General features: G+C 39.2%; 25 protein-coding genes. 13 read left to right on the top strand and 12 right to left on the bottom strand.

Going from position 1 to position 25,577, the window contains the following annotated elements; translation table 11 throughout:
• Window positions 1–112 precede the first annotated feature (112 nt).
• Entirely contained in the window at window positions 113–625 is a 513-nt protein-coding gene (locus RMX98_RS23575) for a diguanylate cyclase (protein WP_322679691.1), read from the top strand.
• 1,440 nt (window positions 626–2,065) lie between these two features.
• Here RMX98_RS23575 and RMX98_RS23570 read toward each other — a convergent pair.
• From RMX98_RS23570 to RMX98_RS23560, 3 genes are read right to left on the bottom strand one after another with little or no spacing between them, the layout of a single operon-like run.
• Window positions 2,066–3,142, bottom strand: a complete 1,077-nt coding sequence (locus RMX98_RS23570) for a hypothetical protein (protein WP_322679690.1) — start codon at window positions 3,140–3,142, stop codon at window positions 2,066–2,068.
• Between the two features lie 8 nt (window positions 3,143–3,150).
• Window positions 3,151–4,233, bottom strand: a complete 1,083-nt coding sequence (locus RMX98_RS23565; RefSeq protein WP_322679689.1) for a hypothetical protein — start codon at window positions 4,231–4,233, stop codon at window positions 3,151–3,153.
• 30 nt (window positions 4,234–4,263) lie between these two features.
• Window positions 4,264–5,412, bottom strand: a complete 1,149-nt coding sequence (locus RMX98_RS23560; protein ID WP_322679688.1) for a hypothetical protein — start codon at window positions 5,410–5,412, stop codon at window positions 4,264–4,266.
• A gap of 742 nt (window positions 5,413–6,154) precedes the next feature.
• On the opposite strand from RMX98_RS23560, the gene RMX98_RS23555 reads away from it, so the two are divergent.
• Window positions 6,155–7,015, top strand: a complete 861-nt coding sequence (locus RMX98_RS23555) for a sulfurtransferase (protein ID WP_322679687.1) — start codon at window positions 6,155–6,157, stop codon at window positions 7,013–7,015.
• An 11-nt stretch (window positions 7,016–7,026) separates the two neighbouring features.
• On the opposite strand, the gene RMX98_RS23550 is transcribed toward RMX98_RS23555, so the two are convergent.
• The 3 genes from RMX98_RS23550 to RMX98_RS23540 all read right to left on the bottom strand — a co-directional run bounded on the left by RMX98_RS23550 (window position 7,027) and on the right by RMX98_RS23540 (window position 8,436).
• Entirely contained in the window at window positions 7,027–7,209 is a 183-nt protein-coding gene (locus RMX98_RS23550) for a hypothetical protein (protein ID WP_409881783.1), read from the bottom strand.
• A 214-nt stretch (window positions 7,210–7,423) separates the two neighbouring features.
• Window positions 7,424–7,615, bottom strand: a complete 192-nt coding sequence (locus RMX98_RS23545; RefSeq protein ID WP_322679686.1) for a hypothetical protein — start codon at window positions 7,613–7,615, stop codon at window positions 7,424–7,426.
• A 455-nt stretch (window positions 7,616–8,070) separates the two neighbouring features.
• The gene (locus RMX98_RS23540) at window positions 8,071–8,436 is read right to left on the bottom strand and encodes a hypothetical protein (RefSeq protein WP_322679685.1); all 366 of its coding nucleotides are present in this window, start codon (window positions 8,434–8,436) and stop codon (window positions 8,071–8,073) included.
• A gap of 324 nt (window positions 8,437–8,760) precedes the next feature.
• Between RMX98_RS23540 and RMX98_RS23535 the strand changes: the two genes are divergently transcribed.
• Entirely contained in the window at window positions 8,761–10,113 is a 1,353-nt protein-coding gene (locus RMX98_RS23535; RefSeq protein ID WP_322679684.1) for a serine/threonine-protein kinase, read from the top strand.
• On the opposite strand, the gene RMX98_RS23530 is transcribed toward RMX98_RS23535, so the two are convergent.
• Window positions 10,110–10,541 carry an MAPEG family protein gene (locus tag RMX98_RS23530; RefSeq protein ID WP_322679683.1) on the bottom strand — a complete coding sequence of 144 codons (432 nt, stop codon included), beginning with the start codon at window positions 10,539–10,541 and terminating at the stop codon, window positions 10,110–10,112. The two genes, RMX98_RS23535 and RMX98_RS23530, sit on opposite strands and share 4 nt — an antisense overlap.
• 139 nt (window positions 10,542–10,680) lie before the next feature.
• Between RMX98_RS23530 and RMX98_RS23525 the strand changes: the two genes are divergently transcribed.
• Window positions 10,681–10,887: a hypothetical protein gene (locus tag RMX98_RS23525; protein ID WP_322679682.1), complete on the top strand. Its 207-nt coding sequence runs from the start codon at window positions 10,681–10,683 to the stop codon at window positions 10,885–10,887.
• Between the two features lie 94 nt (window positions 10,888–10,981).
• Here the strand turns inward: RMX98_RS23525 and RMX98_RS23520 are convergent, their stop codons facing one another.
• Complete coding sequence (locus tag RMX98_RS23520; protein WP_322679681.1) at window positions 10,982–12,655, bottom strand: alpha-amylase family glycosyl hydrolase; 1,674 nt, start codon at window positions 12,653–12,655, stop codon at window positions 10,982–10,984.
• A gap of 99 nt (window positions 12,656–12,754) precedes the next feature.
• On the opposite strand from RMX98_RS23520, the gene RMX98_RS23515 reads away from it, so the two are divergent.
• The 3 genes from RMX98_RS23515 (at window position 12,755) to RMX98_RS23505 (ending at window position 15,484) form a co-directional block, all read left to right on the top strand.
• A complete protein-coding gene (locus tag RMX98_RS23515) occupies window positions 12,755–12,886 on the top strand; it encodes a hypothetical protein (protein ID WP_322679680.1) in 132 nt (43 codons plus the stop codon).
• A 319-nt stretch (window positions 12,887–13,205) separates the two neighbouring features.
• Window positions 13,206–14,882, top strand: coding sequence for an alpha/beta hydrolase (locus RMX98_RS23510; RefSeq protein ID WP_322679679.1), 1,677 nt, complete (start codon window positions 13,206–13,208; stop codon window positions 14,880–14,882).
• 467 nt (window positions 14,883–15,349) lie between these two features.
• Complete coding sequence (locus RMX98_RS23505) at window positions 15,350–15,484, top strand: hypothetical protein (protein WP_409881780.1); 135 nt, start codon at window positions 15,350–15,352, stop codon at window positions 15,482–15,484.
• On the opposite strand, the gene RMX98_RS23500 is transcribed toward RMX98_RS23505, so the two are convergent.
• Complete coding sequence (locus tag RMX98_RS23500; RefSeq protein ID WP_322679678.1) at window positions 15,471–17,333, bottom strand: glycoside hydrolase family 2 protein; 1,863 nt, start codon at window positions 17,331–17,333, stop codon at window positions 15,471–15,473. The two genes, RMX98_RS23505 and RMX98_RS23500, sit on opposite strands and share 14 nt — an antisense overlap.
• 612 nt (window positions 17,334–17,945) lie before the next feature.
• Between RMX98_RS23500 and RMX98_RS23495 the strand changes: the two genes are divergently transcribed.
• Together RMX98_RS23495 and RMX98_RS23490 are read left to right on the top strand one after the other, a co-directional pair.
• Window positions 17,946–18,311 carry a hypothetical protein gene (locus tag RMX98_RS23495; RefSeq protein ID WP_322679677.1) on the top strand — a complete coding sequence of 122 codons (366 nt, stop codon included), beginning with the start codon at window positions 17,946–17,948 and terminating at the stop codon, window positions 18,309–18,311.
• 58 nt (window positions 18,312–18,369) lie between these two features.
• Window positions 18,370–18,576: a hypothetical protein gene (locus RMX98_RS23490; RefSeq protein WP_322679676.1), complete on the top strand. Its 207-nt coding sequence runs from the start codon at window positions 18,370–18,372 to the stop codon at window positions 18,574–18,576.
• A gap of 690 nt (window positions 18,577–19,266) precedes the next feature.
• On the opposite strand, the gene RMX98_RS23485 is transcribed toward RMX98_RS23490, so the two are convergent.
• The 3 genes from RMX98_RS23485 to RMX98_RS23475 form a co-directional block, all read right to left on the bottom strand.
• Entirely contained in the window at window positions 19,267–20,625 is a 1,359-nt protein-coding gene (locus RMX98_RS23485; RefSeq protein ID WP_322679674.1) for a TrpB-like pyridoxal phosphate-dependent enzyme, read from the bottom strand.
• A 344-nt stretch (window positions 20,626–20,969) separates the two neighbouring features.
• Window positions 20,970–21,365, bottom strand: coding sequence for a TIGR02588 family protein (locus RMX98_RS23480; RefSeq protein ID WP_322679673.1), 396 nt, complete (start codon window positions 21,363–21,365; stop codon window positions 20,970–20,972).
• Window positions 21,362–22,249 (bottom strand): TIGR02587 family membrane protein, encoded by an 888-nt coding sequence (locus RMX98_RS23475; RefSeq protein WP_322679672.1) that lies wholly within the window; start codon window positions 22,247–22,249, stop codon window positions 21,362–21,364. Before RMX98_RS23475 ends, RMX98_RS23480 begins: the two co-directional genes overlap by 4 nt.
• 390 nt (window positions 22,250–22,639) lie before the next feature.
• Between RMX98_RS23475 and RMX98_RS23470 the strand changes: the two genes are divergently transcribed.
• The 4 genes from RMX98_RS23470 (at window position 22,640) to RMX98_RS23455 (ending at window position 25,544) form a co-directional block, all read left to right on the top strand.
• Window positions 22,640–22,822 (top strand): CsbD family protein, encoded by a 183-nt coding sequence (locus RMX98_RS23470; protein ID WP_322679671.1) that lies wholly within the window; start codon window positions 22,640–22,642, stop codon window positions 22,820–22,822.
• A 571-nt stretch (window positions 22,823–23,393) separates the two neighbouring features.
• Entirely contained in the window at window positions 23,394–23,837 is a 444-nt protein-coding gene (locus RMX98_RS23465; RefSeq protein WP_322679670.1) for a pyridoxamine 5'-phosphate oxidase family protein, read from the top strand.
• A 188-nt stretch (window positions 23,838–24,025) separates the two neighbouring features.
• Window positions 24,026–25,147 carry an aldo/keto reductase gene (locus RMX98_RS23460; protein WP_322679669.1) on the top strand — a complete coding sequence of 374 codons (1,122 nt, stop codon included), beginning with the start codon at window positions 24,026–24,028 and terminating at the stop codon, window positions 25,145–25,147.
• Between the two features lie 193 nt (window positions 25,148–25,340).
• A complete protein-coding gene (locus RMX98_RS23455) occupies window positions 25,341–25,544 on the top strand; it encodes a ChaB family protein (RefSeq protein WP_322679668.1) in 204 nt (67 codons plus the stop codon).
• Window positions 25,545–25,577: the final 33 nt, after the last annotated feature.

Below are 25,577 nucleotides of genomic sequence, written 5' to 3'. Positions count from 1 at the left end.
CTATGGGTCAGCCACTTTATATAGTACATAAATACTATAAAATAGCGATCACGCTGTGCCAGTTGCGTAAGTCCTGTCAAAAATGGCAGCGTGCCAACACCAACTTAAAAATATGGTGATAGTAGATGAATTAATTCAAATTGCCAATCGTCGATGTTTTAATAATAAGCTTAATTCTATTTGGCAATATCTTTTACAAGAACAAGGTTTTATCTCATTACTTTTATGCGACATTGATTATTTTAAACAATATAACGATACTTATGGTCATGCGATCGGAGATGATTGTTTGCGCTTGATTGCCCAAGCTTTTGAACAAAGTGTCAAACGTTCTAGAGATTTAGCTGCTCGTTATGACAAAGAAAAGTTTGTTGTCATCTTGCCTAATACTGCTAGTGATGGGGCTTTTTACGTTGCCCAAGAAATTCATCAAGCTCTAGAACAGCTAAATATTCCTCATACTGCATCGGCTGTGAAGCATCACGTCACCTTAAGTATCGGAATTGCCACGGTTATTCCTATGCCTAATATGATTCCTTTGGATTTGATCGAGGCAGCAGCTCAAGCCCTTTATCAAGCTAAAGCAAATGGGCGTAATCGTTCTTGTATAAATAGACTGTCTTAAAAAATGAGCGATGTCTATGCGAATTAAGTGTTTGTTGAGATTTTTTAAAACTTGTTAACTACTTTTATTTCTTTATTAGTTCTTTATTTTCTGTTTATAGATTAAAACTGTTGGTAGTGAAGCCAAGAGCAAATTACCTGTTTGTGTTTAACTTTTTTAATAAAACAACAATTCTATGAAATCTCGGACAAACTGCCCTTGCTGTTCAAACAAAATGCTTCGTCACATTCGTTTACAAGAAACCTACTGGTTCTGCCGCCAATGCTGGCAAGAGATGCCTAATCTGATTTTGACAGAAAACAATCTGAAACAGAATAATAGGGAAGTATTTAGCCTAACCCGTTAAACTGATATCATTAAGTCACCAAAAAGTACGCTTTCAGCCTTTCCGAGGTATTTGTACCGCAGTGAATGCGATCGTTAACCGTTGTTAAGGTTTAACACCACTTTAGATTTTAATCCCCTAGCATTTAAGATCCCTTAAATATGTATCCGCTCAAAGCTCTTTAGCTTCCATGAAGCTTTTATTTCCAAACTAGAACTTATCTCTGCGTTGGTGAGGATTAAATCACAGTCAATTTGTACACCCGAAAAATTGACATTTTCCTTGAAGTTACACCCACTTATACCGTTTCACCTTAAGGTTGTGATGAAGGCGATCGCGACGCATTTATGGATCGGAGTGTTGTAGAGAGCGATCCTTATCGAGTTTTAGAAGGAATAGCGATCGCTGCATACTCTGTAGACATCAGCAGTGCTTAACGAACCGCTCGGTTTTCTCAACGGTAATGAGGAAGTCGCCTCTACTTAGGATGGAGAATTGCTGTTGTTGCTCACGCATTACCGTGTTCGGTATTACAGGTTTTCTCGGTTCAGGCTGGGAAGAAAGAAAGATTAGAGAATTAATAGACAAGAACGATACAGAGTCTAGGACAATACGCTTGGGTTAAGCAAATTTATCTGTTAAGGCAGGCAGGGGGAGTAGGGGAGGCAGGGGAAGCAGGGGGAGAGAAAAAAGCTTAACTGAACTGTATTGGAGTATAGGACTCATATTTGATTTCTGAAAAAATTCAGTACAACTCAAAGAGGTTTCTTGACTATTGCAAGAGTGCTTTTTGCAAGAGGGGGAAAAGGCTAAAGGTTATGGTTCGGCAAGCTCACCAACCAGGGGAAGGGGACAATACAGAACCTTTCCCCCTTTCCCCTTACCCTTTTCCCTACTTATGCAAGAAGTCTATTGCCTATTGCCTCTTAACTCTTAACTATTGCCTCTTGCCTCTTACCTATTGCCTCTTACCTCTTACCTATTGCCTATTGCCTATTACCTCTTACCTCCTACACAAATAATTATAGCTACGCCACGCTTCGCGAACAGAAATCAAAGCGGATTGCTATAGAAAACCTAGAGTTAACAAAAACATTCCCAATTTGAGTAAATAATTACATTTGTAAAGCATTACAGGACAATGCTTTTTGCGAAACTGGTTCAATTATTGTTGCCTGAAGTTTGCCGCTAGTAACCTTTTTATTTTGAAGTAGGGCGATCGCTAAGTCAATCGGGTGATTCTTGATGTTTAATTTTAATGGGGTCTTTCCATCTGGAACTATTGTAATACTCCCGGCTTTTATTGTTCTTTCTTTTTGTTTGTCTACTTCTGTTTTAATCTGATTGGCAAGAGATTTTTCTACGTCCAAAGAACCGTTTAGCAATATCCAAGCTGCTTCGTTTTCTTTTTTTAATTTTTTAAGATCCTCAATTCCAGATAATACCTTTGGTGATGAGGGAGTTTGATTTGGCAGATTAAATTCAATTTGTACATCTCGAGTAACATACAGGCATATCTTTGGCTGCGAGTCCGACCACACTTTCCAAACTATCCCAGTCAATAATAATGCTGTAATTGCAATCAAAACCAGTCTAAATAAACTTGTTTTGTTTTTCACAGATTTGCTGGGAGGATATTTATAGTTTTTAAGTTCTTTTTTTTTTGGTACTTGATACTCTGCTAATTGAGGTCTTGGTGTAATCACCAATGGCTCTAGCACTCTAAACTTATTGTCTGGCTCAGATGTAACTTTTACCAAATCAATCGCATAGGAAATACTGAGCTGATCCTCATACCAAAACTCCCGATACTTCTTTTGTAGTTCTCGATGTGCTTGAGCGAGATGACTTTCTCCAATTTTACACTGAATTTCGGGCAATTTTTTCTGAAAAACGAGTCCCTCCACCCAATAAATTTCTCTCCCAAATGCATCTTTTAATACTTCATTACCCTCCTCTCCTATGTCGTTGTTTCTAGCTTTAACCGAACGAAAAACAACAGTAAAGTTGCCAACTTCAGAGCCATTTACCTCACGAATACTTATTTGCCCACTTTCAGTAAAATCTTCTTCTGTAACTTTAGTGAGCAAACTACGAATTTTAGCTTCAGAAATAAAATCAGGTGCGACTACAGTTTTGTAGTCGATTGACTGATTTCGGCTAATAAGAAAAGTCCAAGCTTGAATTGTCATAATACTTATTACCTAGATTTAAAAGAGGGTATTTTAGCAAGATCAGAGTCAGGAAAATCAGCATTGAATTGTTTTTTAATTTCTTCACATTTACTCAAAATTTGTTCAAATGCCTCTTCGCTCGATGAAATTTCATCTAATCTTTGCTTTTTGTTCCTCAATAGACGATAGCCAAAATAACCAATGGCAATAACCAGCACTAACCCGTTGCTAGGTTGAATGAAAACAATACAAAGTCCAATGACAATCCAATCCCATAGTGTGAGTTTGAAAGGCTTTTGTTTTGGTCTGCCTGGATTTGGTAGCTTATCCGTCAAAGCAAAAGCTAGGGGACACTCTACATTCATTGGATGTGGATTTACTGAAAGCTTTTTCATCTGTCCATCAGGTTGTAGGATTGCAAAACCCTTACCTAAAGAACTGACAGGAATCAAACGTACCGGACAACCTACTTTTCTCCTATTGTCAACTACGTTATAAAATTCAGAAACATTATTCAGCAAGCGTTTTTTTACATCTGCTAGAGAGTAGCTACCTTCAAGTAAGTCCCACTTGCTAATGATGAAATGAACGGGAATATATTTATTACATTTATCAACCATTTGCATGAGGGCCGATAGGTCTTCATTTAGCCATCTGAAAACAACCTTATTAGTTAAGTCGCAATCCTGCATCAAAGAAAGTAGCTTTTGACCATCTAAGATTACTAAAACTGCATCCGCTTCTTTAACGTAGGTTTCCAAATTGTTGTAACCGCCGTAATTTTCTTCATCCTCTGTTGATACGTCAGTGATTAGACCTCCTTTATAATCAACATAGGTGATTTTACAGGCGGGAATCTTAGATATTCCTGAGTTATTTACATAGGCAGTTAATGCCCATTCAGAAATATTTCTAGTGCCTAAAGGCCATTGTTCTCCTGTAGTCAAATCTGCAAATATCTTATTCAAAACCATTCTTTTAGAATTGTCTTGAACATCTAGAGAAAAGCCAAACTTTCCTTGTGTTGAAAATACCTTGAAAAGACTAGCTAAAAATATAGTTTTACCAGAGCCAGATGCTCCAAGAGTAATAATACTGTAGTTATTCATTGCACCTTTATAAGATTTATTGATATAGGGCTAAACTAATTTAGAGTCTGGAAAACTATCTATTAAATCTTTTTCAAAATCATAAAAGACGTTCATTGCGTGTATTAGAGCAGACTGTTCGTCTTTAACGGATTTGAGCGTAGTTTCTTTCTTTTTACGAGAGCCTTTACTTATTTTTTCATTAATTCCTTTTATTCCACCTTTCACTAAAGAAGTAACCATTGAAGTTGCTTTAGTAAAGAATCTAGCCATTCTGATTTCAGCCGTATCATCAATCTCTAGCAATAGTCCCAATCCATCTAATCCAATTCCTAAAAAATCTAGACCACCAACTAATGCGCCAAGCAAAATATTGCCATCATCTATCTTCTGAATTTGTTGTTCTAGTTGTTTTTCTTGTGCTTGTTTTTGATTATGTAATTGTTGTAGTCTATCTGGCAAAACACAGGATATAGGCGCTTCTAGCAAAAAAGGAAATGGAATTTTACCTGGATTCTTTCTCATACTTCCATCTGGTTGCAGAGTAGCAAATTCCAAACCTATAGCACTAACTGGAATGATTCGGACAATAGAATCTGCTTCGCCTCGACTTTTGATTAATTGTGCAAAAGCAGGAATAGTGAGAAGTTTTTCACGTATTTGAGATAGGGTAAACTTCTGATTCAGAACATCCCACTTAGTAATAACAAAGTGAACTGGAACTGTAAGCTTCTGCATCCGTTTGAGAATATTGGGTAAATCCGTACTTAAAAATACATTGGCTCGTAGTTGATCGCTACCATTTAGCCAAGCATATATTTTCTGACCATCTAGTAATCCTAAAACTGTATCAGCTTGCTGTACGACGTTTTCCAAATCCTCATCTTTCTCTATATCAGTTAGACGACCTCCAGCGTAGTCAAAGTAAGTGAATTGACAAGCATTATACTTATCAAAATCTTCTGTTTGAATTTGGCAAGTAAATGTCCATTCGGAAATGTTTTTTGTTCCAGGAGGCCAAGTATCTCCAGTCAGTATCTGTGTATAGGTGGAGTTTAGTAATTTTCGTTTGTTTGGATCTTCAACATCAAGCTTAAAATTAGAGTTTTTCTGAGTTGATAATGCCTTAAACATACTAGCTAGGAATACAGTTTTTCCTGCGCCTGATGCCCCTAATGTCACAATTTTGAAGTTTTTCATGGTGCAATTACTCCATTGATTCTCTTGGAAATGCTACAGTCTAGTTGAGATGAATTTCGGAATTAAGTTCGCGATCGCATTAAGTTCATATCTATAAACATCTCTACAATGAGGTATCAACCCTCACTGCATAAGGCTTTTATATTCTTTTTCGCAGATGTCTTATACCGCTTCGCGCATCGGTGAGGTACAAAAAAATAGATCCTCGTAGGGTGGCACAGTTGTGCTACCCTATCCATCTCTTCAGCATTCTCGTCTTGTTTACCAAAGTTTTGTTGAGTATTGGTGCATTGCTAGCGATCGCATTCATAATTCTAGTTATCATCGGTGTAAGCAACGAACAGAAAGTTGACAAAATTTGGCGATTGTGATTTGCACACGCTACGCGATCGCTCGAAGCATTGCCAACAAGCGATCGTTTTACTGAAAACTAGAAATCCGCTTTGATTTATGAAGTGATCTGTGTAGACAGGGAATAGGCAAGAGGTAATAGGTAAGGGGAAAGAAGGCTTCCTAGTTGTACTGAGCTTTTTCAAAAATCAAATATGAGTCCTATAGCTGCAAACTTATTCACTAGGGTAAGTGTATTTTTACATTCATTGGAATGTTCCCATTTTCAAACAACACAGCCATAAAAGTTTTCTTATAACATTCAACATTCAATCTTCTGTTACCTGCATTTCAAAATATAAATATACGAACGCGATAATGTCTAATGGTAGGATAACAGAAGCATGAAAACGTGAATACAAAACTCCTCATTTCGCCTCAAGAACTCACGTCCCTGTTAGCAGAAAAGTCATCACGGGCTGTTATTGTCGATACGCGAACTCCCGAAGATTATGCTATTTCTCATATTCCTGAATCTATAAATATTAGGGATTTTTTCACCTATCTTTTAGATAATTCCGACTCAGCAGGATTAAAGGAATTACAAGAGTATTTTGCAAAAATTCTGAGCAACCTGGGAATATCGGGTGCGGAACAGTTAATTGTGTATGAAGATACTTTAAATAAAGGTTATGGTCAATCTTGCCGAGCAGCTTTTTTACTAAAGTATTTGGGTTGCGCTCAGGTATCTATCTTACAAGGAGGATATAGAGCATGGCTCATAGAGGGATTACCTACTACCAATGAAATCTCATTACGTGAAAGCAGCATATTTAGATTGCATCCCAACGCTGATATGATGGTGACTACAGCCGAGATGTTGCAAGCAATTGACAATCCAGCAATTATTAAATTAGATGTGCGCGATCGCAACGAATGGCTTGGGTTGAGTTCTTCTCCCTACAGCCCTGATTATTGTCCCCGCAAAGGTAGAATTCCTAACGCAGTATGGTTAGAATGGCATCATCTGATGAATTCTGAATTAGAAATCCCCACATTCCGATCGCCAGATGAAATCCGAGAAATTTGTCAGTCACTAAATATTACTTCCGATTCCATTGTCTATATCTACTGCTTTAAAGGTTCAAGAGCTGCTAATACATTAATAGCCCTTGAACAGGCGGGAATTTCTGCTAGAAATTATTTTGGCTCTTGGAATGAATGGTCTCGTGACTTGTCACTACCGATTGATAGTACAGTTATAAGCGTGTAAATTTCAGATAGTTAGCGAACATCTCTTTTATCCCATTTTAAAGTGCATTTGCCCGGAGCGATCGCAGATTCAGTTAATCCACAGATAAACCAAAACAGCCCTTGATCCCTAGAGTTTCCACTCTCTTTTAAAGAATAAAGATTAGCCGCACATTTCGCTATTGTAAATACTGCAAATCTTTCTATAGGACTCATATTTGATTTCTGAAAAAATTCAGTACAACTCAAAGAGGCTTCTTGCAAGAGTGCCTATTGCCTATTGCCTATTGCCTATTGCCTATTGCCTCTTGCCTCTTGCCTCTTGCCTCCTACGCAAATAACTATGCCTACCCTCCCGTGAGGGATACAGAAATCAAATCGGATTGCTATAGTACTCAATCCCTTTTATTAACCACGCTTTATTATTCACTCAAACATCAACATTTATTTGTTCTATTTGTCTTGCAGCTTTATCCCAAAGCTTTGCTGAAGTCTCATCTTGCCAATGAGTTCTCAGATTTTCCGCTTTTTTGTGACATATTCGCTCTAACATTTCTAATATTGCAGATAATGTCAATTTATTAATTAATGCTTCTAAAACTTCCATATATTCTTTTTGCATGATACTTGTCTCCTTAACATCATTTGATATATGCTGATAAAATCTATGTATTCTTAAACTATATATTAAAACTTTTTCTAGAGTATTACTAATATTCTGCCAGAATATACACGTAGTTTAGCCTATTTGGCGCTCTTCTCTAACGAGACGCTGTGCGTTGGCGGAAGCCTCTCATTCGCGTAGCATCTCCCCTTGGGAGAAGAGAAAGCGGTTCGTTCTTTATTTCTTACACCATAGCTGCACCTTCATACAGAATAACGTCTGGTGCAATTTTGGCTTGGGCTTGGATGAAGAGTACTGAGTAAAGAATTCCAGCCTTGGCGAGTGTTGTTTAACTTTACATCGGCATACAGTTTTTTCCATTTTCAAGTCGTTTTAGTTATCTTAAATAAGTCAATCTACATGAGGATTTACGCATAAAAATTATCTAGCAAAATTGGGTGTAAAGTTTACTATTAACGCTGCCAATCATACATTAATCTTCCATGACGATCGCGCACAAGTTCCCATTCTCCATGACGATATGGTTGTCCGTGATAACCTACAGAGCGATAACGTCGTCTATAATGATGTCGTCGATTCCTCTGGCGTTGATAATAATATTGTCTAGCCCGTTGCCGTCTATGATAACGTCGTTGAGTCCATCGGTGAGCTAACAAAAGTTCTTCACTTTGCTCTCCAACTAATTTTGTCTGTGCGTCAACACTCTGTTCATTGAGAACATTATTTACAGTATTATCCTTGGCTTCAGCCAAACTAGGTGGATAAATGAAAACTAATAGCAGAAACACAATTGAGGATAGCTTTTTGAAACGGTTCACGTCTTTGCTTTTCCTAGACTATTGGTAATAATTTTATTTAATACTTAAGTTGAGCAACTATATAGTTCAGAATTTACAAACTTGAGTAACGCAAAAGTAATGAAAGTTACTCAAAACGTCATCAACAGCAAGCATATCTGTTACCCGCCAAAGCATCTACTCAAAGTTGCGGATGCCGGGGTTGTTTTGAAACAGCCAGTAGGTCATCTTTTTACGGTTTCTACAAAATCGCTGCTAAGGCTTTCACGTTTAGGGTTAGTAAAAGGAGCGTTCCTATGGGAATACTTTATATATAGTAATTGCAAAAAATAGAACTTCTATAGTATGAGCTACTGTACCAATATTGATTGCCAGCGTCCGCAAAACTCTGACATCTCTCGTTTTTGTAATAGTTGTGGTCAGGAATTATTACTCAAACAGCGATATCGCCCACTTTCTGTTATTGGACGTGGTGGCTTTGGAAGAACATTTTTAGCTATTGATGAACATCTTCCAGATAAACCAAAATGTGCAATCAAACAGCTATGTTTCCAAGAGGAAAACACTGAGATTTGGCACAAAGCAGTCAAATTATTTCACGAGGAAGCACTTCGTCTCAATGAATTAGAACACTCGCAAATACCCAAACTACTAGCGCAATTTGAACAAAATAAAAAGTTTTATATCGTCGAAGAATTAGTGGAGGGACAAACACTCGCCCAGGAATTACAACACCAAGGCGTTTTTAAAGAACCGCAAATTTGGGAGATATTAAAAAGTTTATTGATTACATTGCAATTTATCCATTCACGACAAGTAATCCACCGAGATATTAAACCGGAAAATATTATGCGCCGTTCGATTGGAGGAGACTTGGTTTTAATAGATTTCGGAGTTGCTAAATTCGCCACTGATATCAGGCAACTTCGTACAGGCACAATAGTAGGTAGTCCAGAATATATTGCTCCCGAACAAATGCGAGGAAAGGCATTACCAGCCAGCGATCTTTACAGCTTGGGTGTAACATGTATTTACTTACTCACCGATATTTCTCCCTTTGATTTGTTCGATATTGTTAGCGATCGCTGGGTATGGCAAAAACATTTACCAGCAGACAATACTGTTAGCGTTCACCTCTGTGAAATCTTAGATAAACTTTTACAAAATGCCGTTTCTCAACGCTTCCAATCTGCAACAGAAGCATTACAAAAACTAGAGCAACAACCAAATAAATTGCTAAATATTTCTAATTATCATACAGTAAATACTATTGATTATACACATTTGCGTAATTTATTAGCAAAAGGAAAATGGCAATTAGCAGATCGAGAGACTTGGGAACTGATGTGTCAATTACTAGCAAAGCCTAGAGGTAGCTATATATTTAGTAGCGATGTTGAGAAAATTCCCTGTCAAGATTTGCAGACCATTAACCTTTTATGGGTGAATTACAGTCATGGACACTTTGGTTTTAGTGTACAGACACTTATTTACAAAAACGTGAATGGAGACTATGGAATTTTTTGTAATCAAGTTGGTTGGTATATATACAATTATAGTTCTGCCAACTCGGAATTCGATTTTAGTCTCAAAGCACCAATAGGTCATTTACCTTCACGTATTTGGATTGGTGGTTCTCAACCGTGGCGATACCCCCATGCTTTAGCCGTCAAATTAGCAGCCTGTAGTATTAGTTAGTGGGATTGAATGAATGTAAAAGCTGCGCGGATGGCGATGAACCACACCGCAAGCGTAGCAAATAGATAGAGATAGAACCGAAGCATGATCAGATTGAATGTGCAATGGACAGCACTATGCAATACGCGAAACACAACAAAGACCCATGCGGCGTTAACATACACTGCATCTACCTGTTTTGTAATGAAGAGGTATAAAACGAGTGCATAAAAAAGTACCGGAATTTCAAATAGGTTCTTGAAGTTATCTGATGGATTGGATACATTTGGTGGTGATATCTGCGCTAGTGTACTGGATACACCAAGATCCTGTGGACGGATCTTTGCATAAGTGAAGAAAGTGATACGGCGGATGTACATATACACCCAGACTATGAGTGTCAGAAACACTGTTGCAAAAAAAGGACTGAAAATTGCCTCTTGCGTCATTTATACCTCTTAAATTTGCTGATTCTAATGATGGGTGGGCGATAGACTGCGCCATACAAAGACGTATGAGCAATTTTATTTCTTGATTCTCATGTGAAAGTGTTGTTGAGATTAAAGCTAATATAGGCTAAGTAGTGGAATGCTTATAGACCTCGATCGGGTACACTTTAGTCAACTGACTTATGACAAGTCCCTTAAAGCTTCTTTGGCATTGCAGAGAAAGCAGGATGATTTGGTAACTTCTAAAATTCCGGTGTTGCTGAATCGAGGTATGAATTTGGATGTAGAGACGTTGCAATGCAACGTCTCTACAAGTTGCATTGCAACGTCTCTACAAGGATTTTGAAATAACGCAAAATTATTTTTCATACCGCAATCAGCAACGCCCTAAAATTCCCTCCCCTGCCTCCCTTGTTCCTATTCATCCCACCTTTTGTTGGTCATGTTTGCAAAACGAATATCTTAGCTGTATGGCTTGGCAAGTCAGTGACTAAACCATCTTCTCCAGGTTTCACTTCTTGATTGCTAATCCAATCTCGGCAATACTCAGTAGTTGGGAAGTCGGAAATTTTATATTGATTTAGATTTTGGTCGGAGAAATTTGTCACAACGACGACATGAGAATTTTGCTCATCCCAACGGGTGTAAGCCAGCACTTTCCGATCTGCATTTTCGTAGAAAAACTTAATATTGTCACTTTGCAAAGCTGGAGTTTGTAGGCGTAAAGCAATAAGCTTTTGATAATACTCAAATAAATCATGATTCTGGTCGCCTGACAACAAAGACCAAGTAATTTTCTGCGGCTTAGTCACATCTTCACTTTTTTGCTCGTATTCGCCAAACTCTTCTCCCATCCACAGCATCGGTATACCCATTGCTGTCATTAATAAAACAGCTGCTAACTTGGCTCGTTCAAATGCTGCTGCATTAAAGATGCCGCAATTGCCTAATTCTCGTAATACACGTTCGCGATCGTGCGTTGCCAAATAATTTATCACATTGGTAGCGATCGCATAACCCTGCTGTTTAGGATCTAAAATCTGCTTGAGTTGTTCTAATTCAAACGATTTCCCGCAAATATATGGAACTAAAAAGTAGCGAAAGCTCTCATGCCAACAAGCATCTAAGGGGCCATTAGGCTTGACTACAGTGTTTGTATCGGGAATGTGTTCAGCAATATTGTAAAACTGCTTGGGTGCAGCATAGTTTTTCGCTTGTATAGTCAGCCAGTTGAGAAATTCAAAGTTAGCCAATTGCCGCACTGCATCAAAGCGAATTCCATCAATATGATACTCTTCAATCCAAAACTTTACTACATCGCCGATGTATTCCCATGCAGGCTTAATATTTAAGTTTTTATCGTCAAAATCATAGTTAAACTCTGGCCCCCAATAATTATCTGGGTCTTCAGGATAATGCTTGTGTTCGTAGTACCAATAGTTTCGGTCAATCATTATTAAGGGACATTCTTCATCTGTGTGGTTATAAATTCCATCCATAAATACGCGAATCCCTCTACCATGACACTCGTCAATCAACCGCTTTAAATCTTCTGTTGAACCGTAACTAGATTCTGTAGCAAAGAAATGGCGAACTTTATAGCCCCAGTTATAATTCCCAGGGTACTCATTAACTGGCATTAATTCAATTGCATTAATTCCCAATTCACAAAGATAATCTAATTTAGCAATTATTCCTAAATATTTGCCTGCCTTGTCTGAGCCAATTTCATCATCAGTAAAATCCGAAACGTGCATTTCATATATGACTAATTCCCGATTATCAGGCAACGGCATTTCATCGTGTAACCAAAGGTAAGTATCAACAATGCGTAGTCCATTATGAATGCGTACTCGGCTATATTTTTCGGTTTCATTAACATCTGTTGCTTTCGGATCGATGACATCTATCCATTCATCCGGTGCAAAATTTGGACTTTTGGTTTGAATACGAAATTTATATTCATAAATCCCGTCTTCCAAGTTGATTTGAGTACGAAAATAACCATCTTCACCTTTTTGCATTGGAATTTCTTTCCAATCTGAAAAAGACCCAATTAAAGCTGCTCCTTTGTTGCGAGGAGCAAATAATGTAAATTCAGTTAAATTCGCCATTTTTGATACCCACATTATTGCCTTTTCACCCGGATTCATAGCTCCTGTTAGACATCTCGCAAACCGCGTCTGTCCATCTCTGATGGAAGTTAGATTCTGGTGTTACCAATTGAACGATGCAGTCGCCGGATTGTGCAGCATACCGTGAGTTCAACGGATTCCACACAGTTCCCACTGCGATCGCTCAAAGAGCTATGGAGTAGTTTAGTTAACCAGCACCGGATAAAGTAGTCTTGACAATAATACCATTTCAAGATTTTGCTACAGTAGAGCCGGAGTTGGAAACCAGCCTTTTCGATCTGTACGGAGTTTTTCTTTTTCAAAAATCAAATAGGAATTCTATAGATAAATCTTATACAGCAGAATTCAGAATTCAGGAGTAAAAGACGTTTTCTACCTGGGTAATAGACGCAAGCTTGTGTAACTCACTTTCCTTGGAATCTGCTGTAACTACTGAGTGAATCTTTTCAGTATCTAAGCAGCCTGACTTTACACCAACAAAAAGCGATTGCGATATACTGAACCTAAATTGTAAAAGGAAATAGAGCTAATGAACTCTCCTGATAAGAAGAATTTGGCAGACAATCAACCGTATAAAATTTACGAATTTAAAAAAAATAATCAAGAAAACATCTCTGGTTATTTAGTAGTTAGTACTGCCAAGCTAAACGTTGAAACAGAAGAACAGAATTCTAATAGCTATTTATCATCTGTTGCTAACAAAAATTTTTTTAATCTAAATGATGGACAAGCTGAACCTTCAGCCCAAGAAATGATTCAGAAAATTGCTCAAAGTTTACAATCAAGCTCCGAACCAGAAATTATTATAAATATTCATGGATATAGTTCTACACCATCTGATACAGAGATAGGTTGTAAAAAGATTTATGAATATGTTAATACGCACATTCAGCAACCAAATAAGTATATTTTTATAGGATATAGATGGCCATCAGAAAATCCCGTAAAAACAGATGAGTCTGGTTCATTTGGACAAAAGCTAATCAACGCACTTTCTTCTCTACCAATTTTACTAGCTATCAATTTAGTTCTGGGACTAACAATCAGTATATGGTCTGCTATAGCTTTATTGTTCCTAAATATTTTGAGTAATAGTGCTGTCCACTTTTATACAGCAATATTAATTTTATCTGGCATTGTATCTTCAATTCTTTTTACATTAATTATTCTCAGGATGTCTACTTATTTTCGTGATACTTATAGAGCAAGTAATTATGGAGTTACAGATTTAGTTGAATTGATTAGACAACTCGATCATACTGTGAATTTGCCCCCAAACAAACGGATTAAATTATCTTTTATTAGTCATAGTATGGGGTGTTTTGTAGTTACAGATGTAATTCGTATTCTCTCTGATGTTTTTGACGTTAAATCTATTAATAAAAAACCAAATTCGGATATTGGCAATGTATTTCGCTTAGGCAGACTTGTGCTAGTTGCACCTGATATTCCTATAGAAAGTATCTTGCCAGGACGTGCTAATTTTCTTCGTTCTTCTTTACGTCGTTGCGAAGAAGCTTATATATTTTGTAATGAGGGAGACTTAGCATTACGATTTACCTCTACTGCCGCAAATTATTTTAGTTTCCCAGCGCGAACTCGGATTAGTGGCTACAGACTTGGTAATATAACCGTTAAGCATTTCAACAATAAAAATGATTCAGTGGGTCACACACCCAGATATGGAGTTGTTAATTTATCCAAACAAGATGATGGCAAGGGTTACAGACTTGATAACCCTTATAAATATTTAGAAATTCGTTCTTCTAGTAGCGAACATAGAAAACTTGAAGAGATAACTGAAATTTCAGAAGAGTTAGTACAACCCGCAGATTTATTTACATATTTTGACTGTACAGATTATAAAGATGATAGGTTTAATAAGATAGGAATTGTTAGTTCTGCCATCAAAAAACCAGCAATAAATTTTGGTAATTATATTTTTCTAACCTTAGCATTTATTCGGAAATCTATTAACAATAGAGATCCTCAAGGTGTTGATACCCACACGGGCTATTTTGAAGGTAATTTTAGTCAAAAAGCTATCTACGAATTAGCTTTTTTAGGATTTCAAGGATTTTTGCGATCTTTGTTAATTGAAGGAGACGAGTCAGATAAACTTAGCATTTTTTCTGAAAGATGCCACGAGAAGCAAATTCAAGTGATTCTTGCGCCGCAAATTTATCAACAAAAGACTCAAGATTAGACTTGAGCATTCCGAAATCGGTAGTCTTTGGGAAGGATGTCTGTGATTTTAGGAACCGCCGTAATTATTTCCAGTGGTTTGATGAGCTTGTAGTTTGGGCTGTCTAGGGGAGATTAAGAAAACGTGAGTTCGACGGCTCTAAAAACCCCTCTCCAAACCTCTCCCCCACAGGAAGAGAGGCTTTGAAACTCTAATTTTTTCGTTGTCAACTAAAAATATTTCTGCCCCTCTCCGCCTCGGAGAGGGGTTGGGGAGAGGTTCATCGAACTCACGTTAAGAAAAGGCTGTTGTTGATTTTGATGGTTTTCATAGGTAGTTGTAATGCTTAATATTTGAGTTGTGGATGTGGCTGTCGTAATCTAGTTGTGACTGCGAATATAAATGCCATCGCCTGAATAGCTAAAACCTATTCAGGCACTTTCTTTATTTACCTAACAGTAAAAAAATCTGGCGTTGCTGATTGCGGTATGAAAAATAATTTTGCGTTATTTCAAAATCTTTGTAGAGACGTTGCATTGCAACGTCTCTACATCCAAATTCATACCTCGATTCAGCAACACCAAAAATCTCAGTCTCAAATTCCCAACTTTAACATCTACTAGGAGTGCAAAATCCGCCTCCTGAAATGGTTGCAGCCCGGATTGCCTCAAGGGGAAATTTGGGGGTGCGATCGCTGTACAATAAACCGTTAGCTTCTTGGAAAGTATCGGTAAATTGTGTGTAACAGAAGCCGCTAAACAGTTCAATGTTATTGATGGTTTCGAGTAGAGCAGCATATTTCATTTCTAACTCGGAGATACTCCAGCAACGCTCATATCCCCAAGCTTTATCTGTATTTGGCTCGTCTTCTGGAGCATAAGCAATACCACCAAACTCTGTGAGCATAACTGGTTGCCCTTGATGTGGATAGTTGTCGAGTGTGAGGATACGTCCTCCGGGGCGTTTATGATTGAGCATATCTGACAACTTCACCTCTGGCCCATAACGACGGAGTAATTGCAGTGGCTTGGTATCATAATCATGAATTGCCAGAATGTCTGTATCCGTACTTTCCCAGCCATCGTTACCAATCACTGGACGAGTTGGGTCAAGGGTTTTGGTTAAGTGATACATGGCTAAAACATAGTTGCGGTGAGCTGCTGTCTCCACTAAATTCGGTACTCCCCAAGATTCATTAAACGGCACCCAAGCAACAATACATGGATGGCTGGAATCTCGCTTGATCACTTCAGTCCATTCGCGCGTCATGCGTTCTACGGCTTTACGGGTAAAGCGATAGGCGCTGGGCATTTCTTCCCATACCAATAACCCTAAAACATCTGCCCAATACAAAAATCGGGGGTCTTCAATTTTTTGGTGTTTGCGTACTCCATTGAAACCCATTGCTTTGACGAGTTCTACATCACGTCGCAACGCTTCATCGCTGGGTGGAGTCATCAGTGTATCTGGCCAGTAGCCTTGATCGAGAACAAGGCGTAAATAGTAGGGGCGACCATTGAGCATAAAGCGATCGCGCTGTACGCTCACTGTTCGGATCGCTGTGTAAGACTTTACTTCATCTAATAACTGACCGTTGCTCCACAATTCAATTTTGGCATCAATTAACGTTGGTTTTTCTGGACTCCACAATAATTCATTACGGAAGTCATCAATCCCAGGATCGCCAAGAGCAATACGGCGGTTAATTTCTCCGTTCAGCACTTCGTATGTATCATTCACCAATACATTACTGCCAATGCTCAATTTCATCTTGATTTGTACGCCGGAAACAGGCACATCACCTGCCAGCACCGCTTCAAAACCAAGTTCCCATCGTTCAAAATCAGAATTCCAGCACAGATGGCCCAGATAAGTCTTACCGACTCGCTCAATCCAGACTGTCTGCCAAATGCCGGTAGTGCGAGGATACCAAATACTGTGTGGTTTCAATTGCCAATCTTGTTTACCGCGAGGTTTGGCGAGGTCTTGCGGATCATCTTGCGCCCATACTGTTACTTTTGTTGTCCCAGTGTCATTCAAAACGTGAGTAATATCGAGCGAGAAACTGGTGTGTCCGCCTTCATGTTCAGCTATGTATTGATCGTTAACCCATACACGAGCACGATAGTCCACCGCACCAAAGTGTAACAACAATCTACCATCACCTTCTGGTGTTGCAAATTCCCGTTCGTACCAACAGTTCGAGTGGAAATTCCTGTCATCTATCCCGCTTTTACTTGATTCAGGAGCAAACGGAACTTCTATCAAATGAGTCCATTGCTTTAGGTCACTGGGTTGAACACATTTTCCTTCGTCATCAAATGCAAACTTCCACAAACCATTTAGGCTTTGCCAAGGCGATCGCTGCAACTGTGGACGTGGATGTGTTATTTGTTTCCAGTCAATAGCATTCTCGTCATCATTCTTAACTGATAATGTGACTCCAGTATCATTAATATTTAATAAGCTCATTGAAACCTCTTTTCTATTTGCTTACATTCAATGGAAATTTTTATACATTTTTGCTTGGTTAATAGTATAAAAATATTTTGATTAGTCTGACTTCTACTAAAGGAATATAACTTTATCTAATAAAGTTAAAAGTAAAAATACTACTTATTATTCATTGCATCTTAGAGCTTTTTGAGCAACTGAACCTTTGCGTTGCAAACGAAACTTTTTTCTCAACAAGTTTGAGTTGTCAAAAACCAGACTAGAGGTATGTTGTAATACTGTTACTTAGATTATAACAAACTATTTAAGGGGCTTCACGGTTGCTCTCATAACAGGTTATATCTGTAAAGGAAGATAACCCTGCTGATCGTGTTCCAAAAAGTGATCGCAAAACTCAAACAAGAAAAACTCTAGATCGGGCGATCGCTCCTAACTTCTTACCAAAGAAAATTTGATACCCCTCTGCGGAATCTAGTACAACCTGTAGCGGAAGCTTATTATGTCCTCACTGAGGGAGATCCAATAAATAAAATGCCCCTCTGGGGGCGAAAGCAAAGCGCCAGCAGTGCATTTTATTATTGGTAACTGCCTGATATGGATGCGATCAAGACTACGTGCTGGTGACAACAAATGACTAATAATCAACAAATTGCTTACCCCTTGATTCAACAAGAGTATATAGACACTGATAAATTAGCCCTGTTCCGTAATCGCCGTCAGCAAAAGCCTTTTGTAAGAAATCCGAGTTTTACTGTTCGGATTCTAAACACAATTGCGGTTGCCTCTATTGCAAGTAGTTGCTTGTTTGCGATCGGCACGCTTTGGTTTTGGGGATTAGAGATTATTGAGCCAAACATAAAATCAGTTACTCTCAGCAAGCAGGATGAGTGGCACAAACGAAAGCATATCTGCTTGGGCTGGATGCTAATTAGTTTTTCCAGCTTTGCTGCTAGTGCTTCATTGGATGAAAAACCTCAGCGACAAAGCAATGAATAGTACCGATTCTCAGGAGTAGGAATCACTTTTTGATTAAGCAAACAACGGCATTTTAAATATGAAACTACCTCAAATGATCGTCACAACAGTTGCAGCAATCACCTTTGGATACATCGGCTCCCAATACTTCACTAGAAATATTATGTATATCATCGGCGGTGGAATGGTGGGGATTGGTGCAGTAGGATATGTTATTCCACCTAAAACCAAACAAAACCTAACCCCCACACAACCGAAGGAGCCTGCGGAAACTAGCCGCCATTGAGCGCAGTAATTCTCAGATGGGAGTAAAATTATTCAGCAGCAACCGCAATTCTGTATTTAGAAAAATACGTAATATCATGTCCGCTTGATTGCTTATTAAACCCGAATCACCCCACCCCCGCCTGCGCTACCGTGTACACACAAGTTTTGTAGAATTACTGCGTAACGTAGAGTAGGTTAATAGACCTCTTGCAAAAAGCACTTTTGCAAGAGGGGGAAAAGGGTAAAGGTTAAAGGGAAAGGGGACAATACAGAACCTTTTCCCTTTCCCTTTTCTCGACAAATGCCAAGAAGTTGTTTGAAAAGTGGTTGGCTGTGATTTTAGGCACTTATTGATCCCCCCAACCCCCCTTTTTAAGGGGGGCAAAACCTTTCAAAGTCCCCCTTTTTAAGGGGGATTTAGGGGGATCTAGAACGTTTTGCTACCAAGAAGAGGACTTTTCAAATATCCTCTAAGAAGTCTAATTTTTGCAGGTCGATGCAACAAAGGTGCAAGTCGATGCAACAAAGGTGCAAGTTGATGCAACAAAGGTGCAGGTGATAAAAACTTGTGTGTACACCGTAGCCCCGCCTGCGGGGAGGGGTGCAATGACTGTGGTTAGCATAACTAATTATGCGGACATGATATAAGACAGGGCGGCGCACAAAAAAATGTGGTCGGAACGACCACATTTGAATAGCGAATCAGTCACTACTCAAGTACAGGTAATCCTGCCAGTGCCATCGCCACTTCATTTGCACTATATTCTGTATCAATAAGTCGTCCAGCTTGATAATCAATATAAGCTTGCATATCAAAATGTCCATGACCGCAAAGGTTGAACAGGATAGTTTTGCTTATACCTTCTTCTTTACAAAGCTTTGCTTCATCGATTGTTGCTTTGACTGCATGATTGGCTTCTGGTGCTGGTAGAATTCCTTCTGCTTTGGCAAAAGTTAATCCAGCAGCAAAACAACCGAGTTGGTATTCAGCACGCGATTGAACTAATCCCAAATTGACAACATGGCTCACAAGCGGGGCCATACCGTGATAACGTAAACCTCCCGCATGAATTCCTTCTGGCACAAACTCACTGCCCAAAGTATGCATCTTGGTGAGTGGAGTCAAGTGGGCAGTATCACCAAAATCGTAAGCATATTTACCACGAGTCAATGATGGACAAGCAGCAGGTTCGACAGCTATTACTTGTACATCTCGTTCTCCTCGCAGTTTAGCACCGATAAATGGAAAAGCAATTCCAGCAAGGTTACTACCGCCACCTGTGCAACCAATGACAATATCAGGGTAATCTCCTGCCATCTCTAACTGAGTAAGTGCTTCCAACCCAATCACGGTTTGATGTAGCAGCACGTGATTGAGAACGCTACCTAAAGCATACTTAGTTTGTTCATCAGCCGCAGCTACTTCTACAGCCTCACTAATCGCAATTCCTAAACTGCCAGTGCTATTGGCATATTGTGCAAGAATTTTACGTCCGGCTTGGGTTTCAGCACTTGGGCTAGCAACTACCCTCGCGCCGTAGGTTTCCATTAAAGCCCGACGGTAAGGCTTTTGCTGATAGCTGACCTTTACCATGTAAACTAGGACTTCTAAACCGAATAGCGCCCCAGCAAAAGCTAAAGATGATCCCCACTGTCCGGCTCCCGTTTCAGTAGTTAGCTTTTTTACTCCAGCTTGTTTGTTATAAAATGCTTGAGCAACCGCAGTATTGGGTTTGTGGCTTCCAGAGGGACTAACACCCTCATATTTGTAATAAATTTTGGCAGGCGTATCTAAAGCTTGTTCTAAACGACGGGCACGATAAAGAGGAGTTGGTCGCCACTGGCAATAAATAGAGCGTACTGCATCTGGTATTTCAATCCATCTTTGTTGACTAACTTCTTGCTCAATTAACGCCAATGGGAACAGAGGTAATAATTCATCTGGTGTAATTGCCTTTCCAGTACCAGGATTTAAAACTGGTGGTAAGGCTTGTGGCAAGTCAGCCTGGATATTATACCAAGCTTTTGGCATCTGGTTTTCAGTCAAAATGTATTTAATAGTGTCCATACAATCAGGTAATGCACAATTAAAGGCTATTTATAGAGTAAATCTTAAATACAGCAGGCAGGATGAGTGGAGGTTTCTTGCATATATATTATGGAGTAGGGTAAGGGCGTGCAACTGTAGGCCCCTATAGAAGATGCACCTATAGTGCAGAAATAAAGAACGGGCGTTGCATAAAACAGGGATAAATTATTGGGGTTGCTGATTCCATGTATGAAAACGATTTTGCATAATACCAAAATCCTTGTAGAGACGTAGCAGTGCTACTCTCTACATCTAGATTCATACTTCAATTCAGCAACACCAATTATTGAACCGCGAAGACGCTCAATTTGTTATTATCTTCACTATGGTAATTTATAGCTAGCAACACGCAGATTTAGCCGACCTTGACGCGGGTTATGGCTGAATATAAATGCGCCTTCTTCACTTTCTCCACTAGATAAAAAGTCGATCTGTTGCTCTCCTGTTTCTGTAACTTTGCCGTCAATCATTAATTCAGCCATAATCTGAACTGACTCAACTGTATCTCCTCCACTATTGACAACTTCAAAGGGAACATAAAATTGACCATTAATTTCCCGAATTGTTTGTTTTTTAGTCACAGAAAGGATCGGAGGTTGATTTTTTTCGTTCAGCCAAGTGTAGCCTACCAGACTCACAATGATTGCTAAAATGAATGAGGCGATGCTGAATGTTACCCACTCAGCTATTGAGCGCTTTGGTTGTTCTGTTTTAGTCATATTGCTAACCTTCCGGCTGCACCACCAATAGTTGCAGGTAAGCCCAGCATCAATGTGTGATCTAACCACATTGTCCAGGGGTCGCTAAAAGTTAACTTTTGAAAGAACCACAGCATAAAAGCGGCTGCTAACAGCGACACTAGATAGGACATAATGGTTTCGCTCGATGGTCGTTGGAAAATTCCCTTTTGCTGTTTGCGCTTTTGTTGGTCAGAAAAGCCTGCCTGAAATACAATGCCATAAGAAATCAATAAGGATGTGGCAATCATTGCTAATTGCCAAGGTGGCGAGGCTGCGGCTGCAAGCATGGGAATTTCATCTGTTGGAGCAATGTTAAATGCAATTACAGTTGCACCAATTAGAGTTGCACCTAAATCGGTGAAGGTGGCGTGTAACTCATCCTCTTTATTGTTGGTTGTGTTGTTTCCTCGATCGCTTGCTTGTTCTTTTGCATTGCTGTTTGCACTATCTCCCAACAGCTGATTCGCTAATGCTACACCGAGAGCAAAGGGCACACTTTCAAAGATGATTTTACCTAAAGATTCCTTGAGGGAAGTTTCTAGTGTCAATTCTCGCAATAGTAACAGCACAAAGGTAGAGCAAGCTAGTCCGATCGCGATCGCTTCTACGGTATCCATTACAGTTTGATCAGCTAGCCAGCTATATCTGCGTTTCCGAAAGCCTTCGATCTGATTGAGCAAGTAAACCACAATAAACATCAATGCGATCGCCGTCATCATCAGTTGTGGTTTTGCCAGCGATCCTATCCACCAAACCTCCATTGTGTACAGTAAAGGGATGCCAAACAAAAAACCTCCACAAGCACCCCGAATGATGTCATTAATCTCATTCATCCATACATTTTTTTGACGTTTTGTTGCCACTCCTTTAGTTTCCTTTTGTTGAAAATTAGCTTTTACTTATGCGTTTCCTAATCATATAGGACTCATATTTGATTTCCGAAAAAATTTAGTACAACTCAAAGAGGTTATTGCCTCTTGCCTCTTGCCCGTTGCCTCTTGCCTCTTGCCTATTCCCTATTCCCTATTGCCTCCTACGCAAATAAGTATGGCTACGCCACGCTACACGAATAGAAATCAAATCGGATTGCTATAATTTCATTTTTTTGCACTGCGTGTTTCTGCAACACTTGGCATCTATCTTAGGTTAATATAACTTACTGAATTATTCCATCCCTTGATGGAGGTAAAAAAAAATACCCAAATGTTAGTTTATGTAATAGCTGAATCAACTACAAGTTGGAGATAAAAACCATGAGTGCTGAAAAAAGAGTAGAAGCTACTGCAAAAAATATTGAAGGTAAAATTCAAGAGGTTGTGGGTGAAATAACCGGTAATCCACAAGCTAAAGCTGAAGGGCAAGCAAAGCAAGCTGAAGCCCAAGTTTCTCACACTGTAGAAAACGTTAAAGATGAAGTTAAGAAAGCTTTACAATAATTGAGTTTTCGCAGTGATAATAGCAATATTAGCTATTCCTCATTACTAAGAGTATTAAATTAATTACTCCACTAATTTTAAAAAAAGTGGAGTTTTTATTTTGTGGATGCAAAATTTGAAAGGGTTAATTAATAGAAACTTTCTTCTAAGAAGAAAAATGTTGAAAAATCAAGGAGTTTTGAAACTTCTATTTACTTGTATTGTACCGGAGATACTGAGGGTTAAACAGTGAAATTATAGAGCAGCCGAAAAACCAAATTGATTTGATTTTTAGAGTGCGATCGCTTTCAATCTGGTTGAGTGCAACAAATATAAAATTTATGTCTACAGAAGTAATGCAAAATTTATATTGATATGCATACAAGTCATAGATAAATGAAGCAGTGACTCTCAATCAATATCTCTATAGATATAACTAAAAGAATAAAATTAAATTTATTATAATTACACCTTTAGACTCACGTAATTGAAACTAAAAAGGTTAATACTGAAAATAACTTTACCAGTATTAAATCTGGCTGTATCAAACAATTACAGTCAAGATTGCAAAATAGAGAAAAGAGTACAAATAATGGCAACTTCTACAGGGCGTGAGCAAGAGATTCAAAAACTACATGAACTGATCAAAGATATTGATTATGGGATGTTTACCACAGTCGATGATGATGGCACTTTGCATAGTTGTCCCATGTCAAAAAGTGGTGAAATTAGCTCGGAAGCCATACTCTGGTTCTTTACATACGCTAGTTCCTATAAGGTGAGTGAAGTTGAACACCATCAGCAGGTGAATGTTACTTTCTCGTCAGCTCAACAGCAGCGATATGTTTCTATCTCAGGTGATGCAGAACTCGTGAAAGACCGCAACAAGATGCGAGAACTATGGAAGCCGGAACTTCAAACTTGGTTTCCTAAAGGATTGGATGAACCGGATATTGCTTTGCTGAAGGTGAATATTAACCAGGTTAATTATTGGGATAGTACATCAAGTTTTAAGCCACAAATAATTAGTTTGTAGACACTATCACGCTTTTAAGTAATCACTAATGACGCTCTCTACGAAATGCTAAAAACGTAGTTTGCAACTCTTACAGAGTAAGCGAACCCGCTAAAGTAATTCGTAGTTAAGAATTAAATTAGGAATTATTTTCAAGCGTGTAATTTTTGGACAAAATTGGCAAATATTAAGTATATAATTGCAAAAAAATGGCAGATCAAAACAATGATGAAGCCGCCCAAAAGCATCTGCCTTTAGAGCTAAAGCGGCGACATTTTTTAAAAGGAATAGGGTTTATCGGTGCAGGCGCGGGGGCGATTTTCGCTGACCACATCCTCAATGTTAATTCTGAGGTGGAAGCGGTACAGGTTCCAGCATTATCTGCAACTCCAACGAATAGGACAAACAGTGGTGAAATTCCTCTGCGTCCACTGGGAAAAACAGGGGTAAAAGTGTCGGCGATCGGTTTGGGAGGTTCAACTTTAGGGCAAGCAAAGAGCAAGGAAGAAGCAATTCGCATCGCCCACGAAGCTATTGACAACGGCATCACCTTCATGGATAACGCTTGGGAATACAACAAGCATCGTAGTGAAGAGTGGATGGGAGAGGCGTTGCAAGGACGACGAGACAAAGTTTTTTTGATGACGAAGGTTTGCACCCACGGACGCGATCGCAAAGTGGCAATGCAGCAACTTGAAGAATCCCTACGTCGTCTCAAAACTGACCACCTCGACTTGTGGCAAATCCACGAAGTTGTTTACGACAACGATCCAGAAAGGATTTTTCGTACCAACGGGGCAATTGAAGCTCTGGATCAGGCCAAAAAAGAGGGTAAAGTCAGATTCGTTGGCTTTACGGGTCACAAAGACCCAGCTATTCATCTAAAAATGCTCTCTTACAATTACCCATTTGATACAGTACAAATGCCGCTTAATTGTTTTGATGCCAGCTTCCGCAGTTTTGAGCGGCAGGTGTTACCAGAACTCAACAAACGCCAAATAGCGGCCATTGGTATGAAAAGTCTCAGTGGGAATGGTGATGCAGTCAAAAAAGGTGTAGTGACTCCTCAAGAAGCCATCCGGTATGCCATGAGTTTACCGATCGCTACAGTTGTCAGTGGTATTGATTCTCTAGAAGTACTGCGGCAAAATTTAGCGATCGCCCGTGGCTTTCAACCGATGCAGGCAAAAGAAATGCAAGCGTTGCGCGATCGCTGTGCCCAATATGCTGCCGATGGGCGTTTTGAACTCTTTAAAAGTTCCAAGCAGTTTGATGCTGATGAAGGCAGAATCCAACATGGCTTTCCACCTCAAAGCCAAGTGCCAACCTGAGTTGGAGAGTAGGGGAGAAGTACAGTCATTTTTCCCCTCTGCATCTTTGTGCGACATGAAGAAGCAGGGGCATTTATGGCTTGTGCTTATCCCAAACGATCTAAGTTAAAACTTACGCACATACGGTCTGTATTGCACTCAACAGAGAAGCGCTATAGTTGCTTTACTGGCATCAATTAAGGAAACGAAATTTATGCCTTACAAACGGATTGCAGACTTACCTGATTCAGTCAAAGAACACTTACCCAAGCACGCCCAAGAAATTTTTCGGGCTGCATTTAACAATGCTCTAGAAGAATATGAGGAAGAAGAAAGTGCCTTTCGGGTTGCGTGGAGTGCGGTAAAGCGCGATTACGAAAAAGGCGATGATGGGCATTGGCACAAAAAGGCAGAATAGCTCGGCTCGTATTAAGCAGTTTTATTAATTCTG

It is taken from the genome of Nostoc sp. DedQUE02 (assembly GCF_034531035.1).
Lineage (GTDB): Bacteria > Cyanobacteriota > Cyanobacteriia > Cyanobacteriales > Nostocaceae > Nostoc.
The sequence above is the reverse complement of the archived record's forward strand: the minus strand, read 5'-3'. Positions and strand labels throughout refer to the sequence as shown.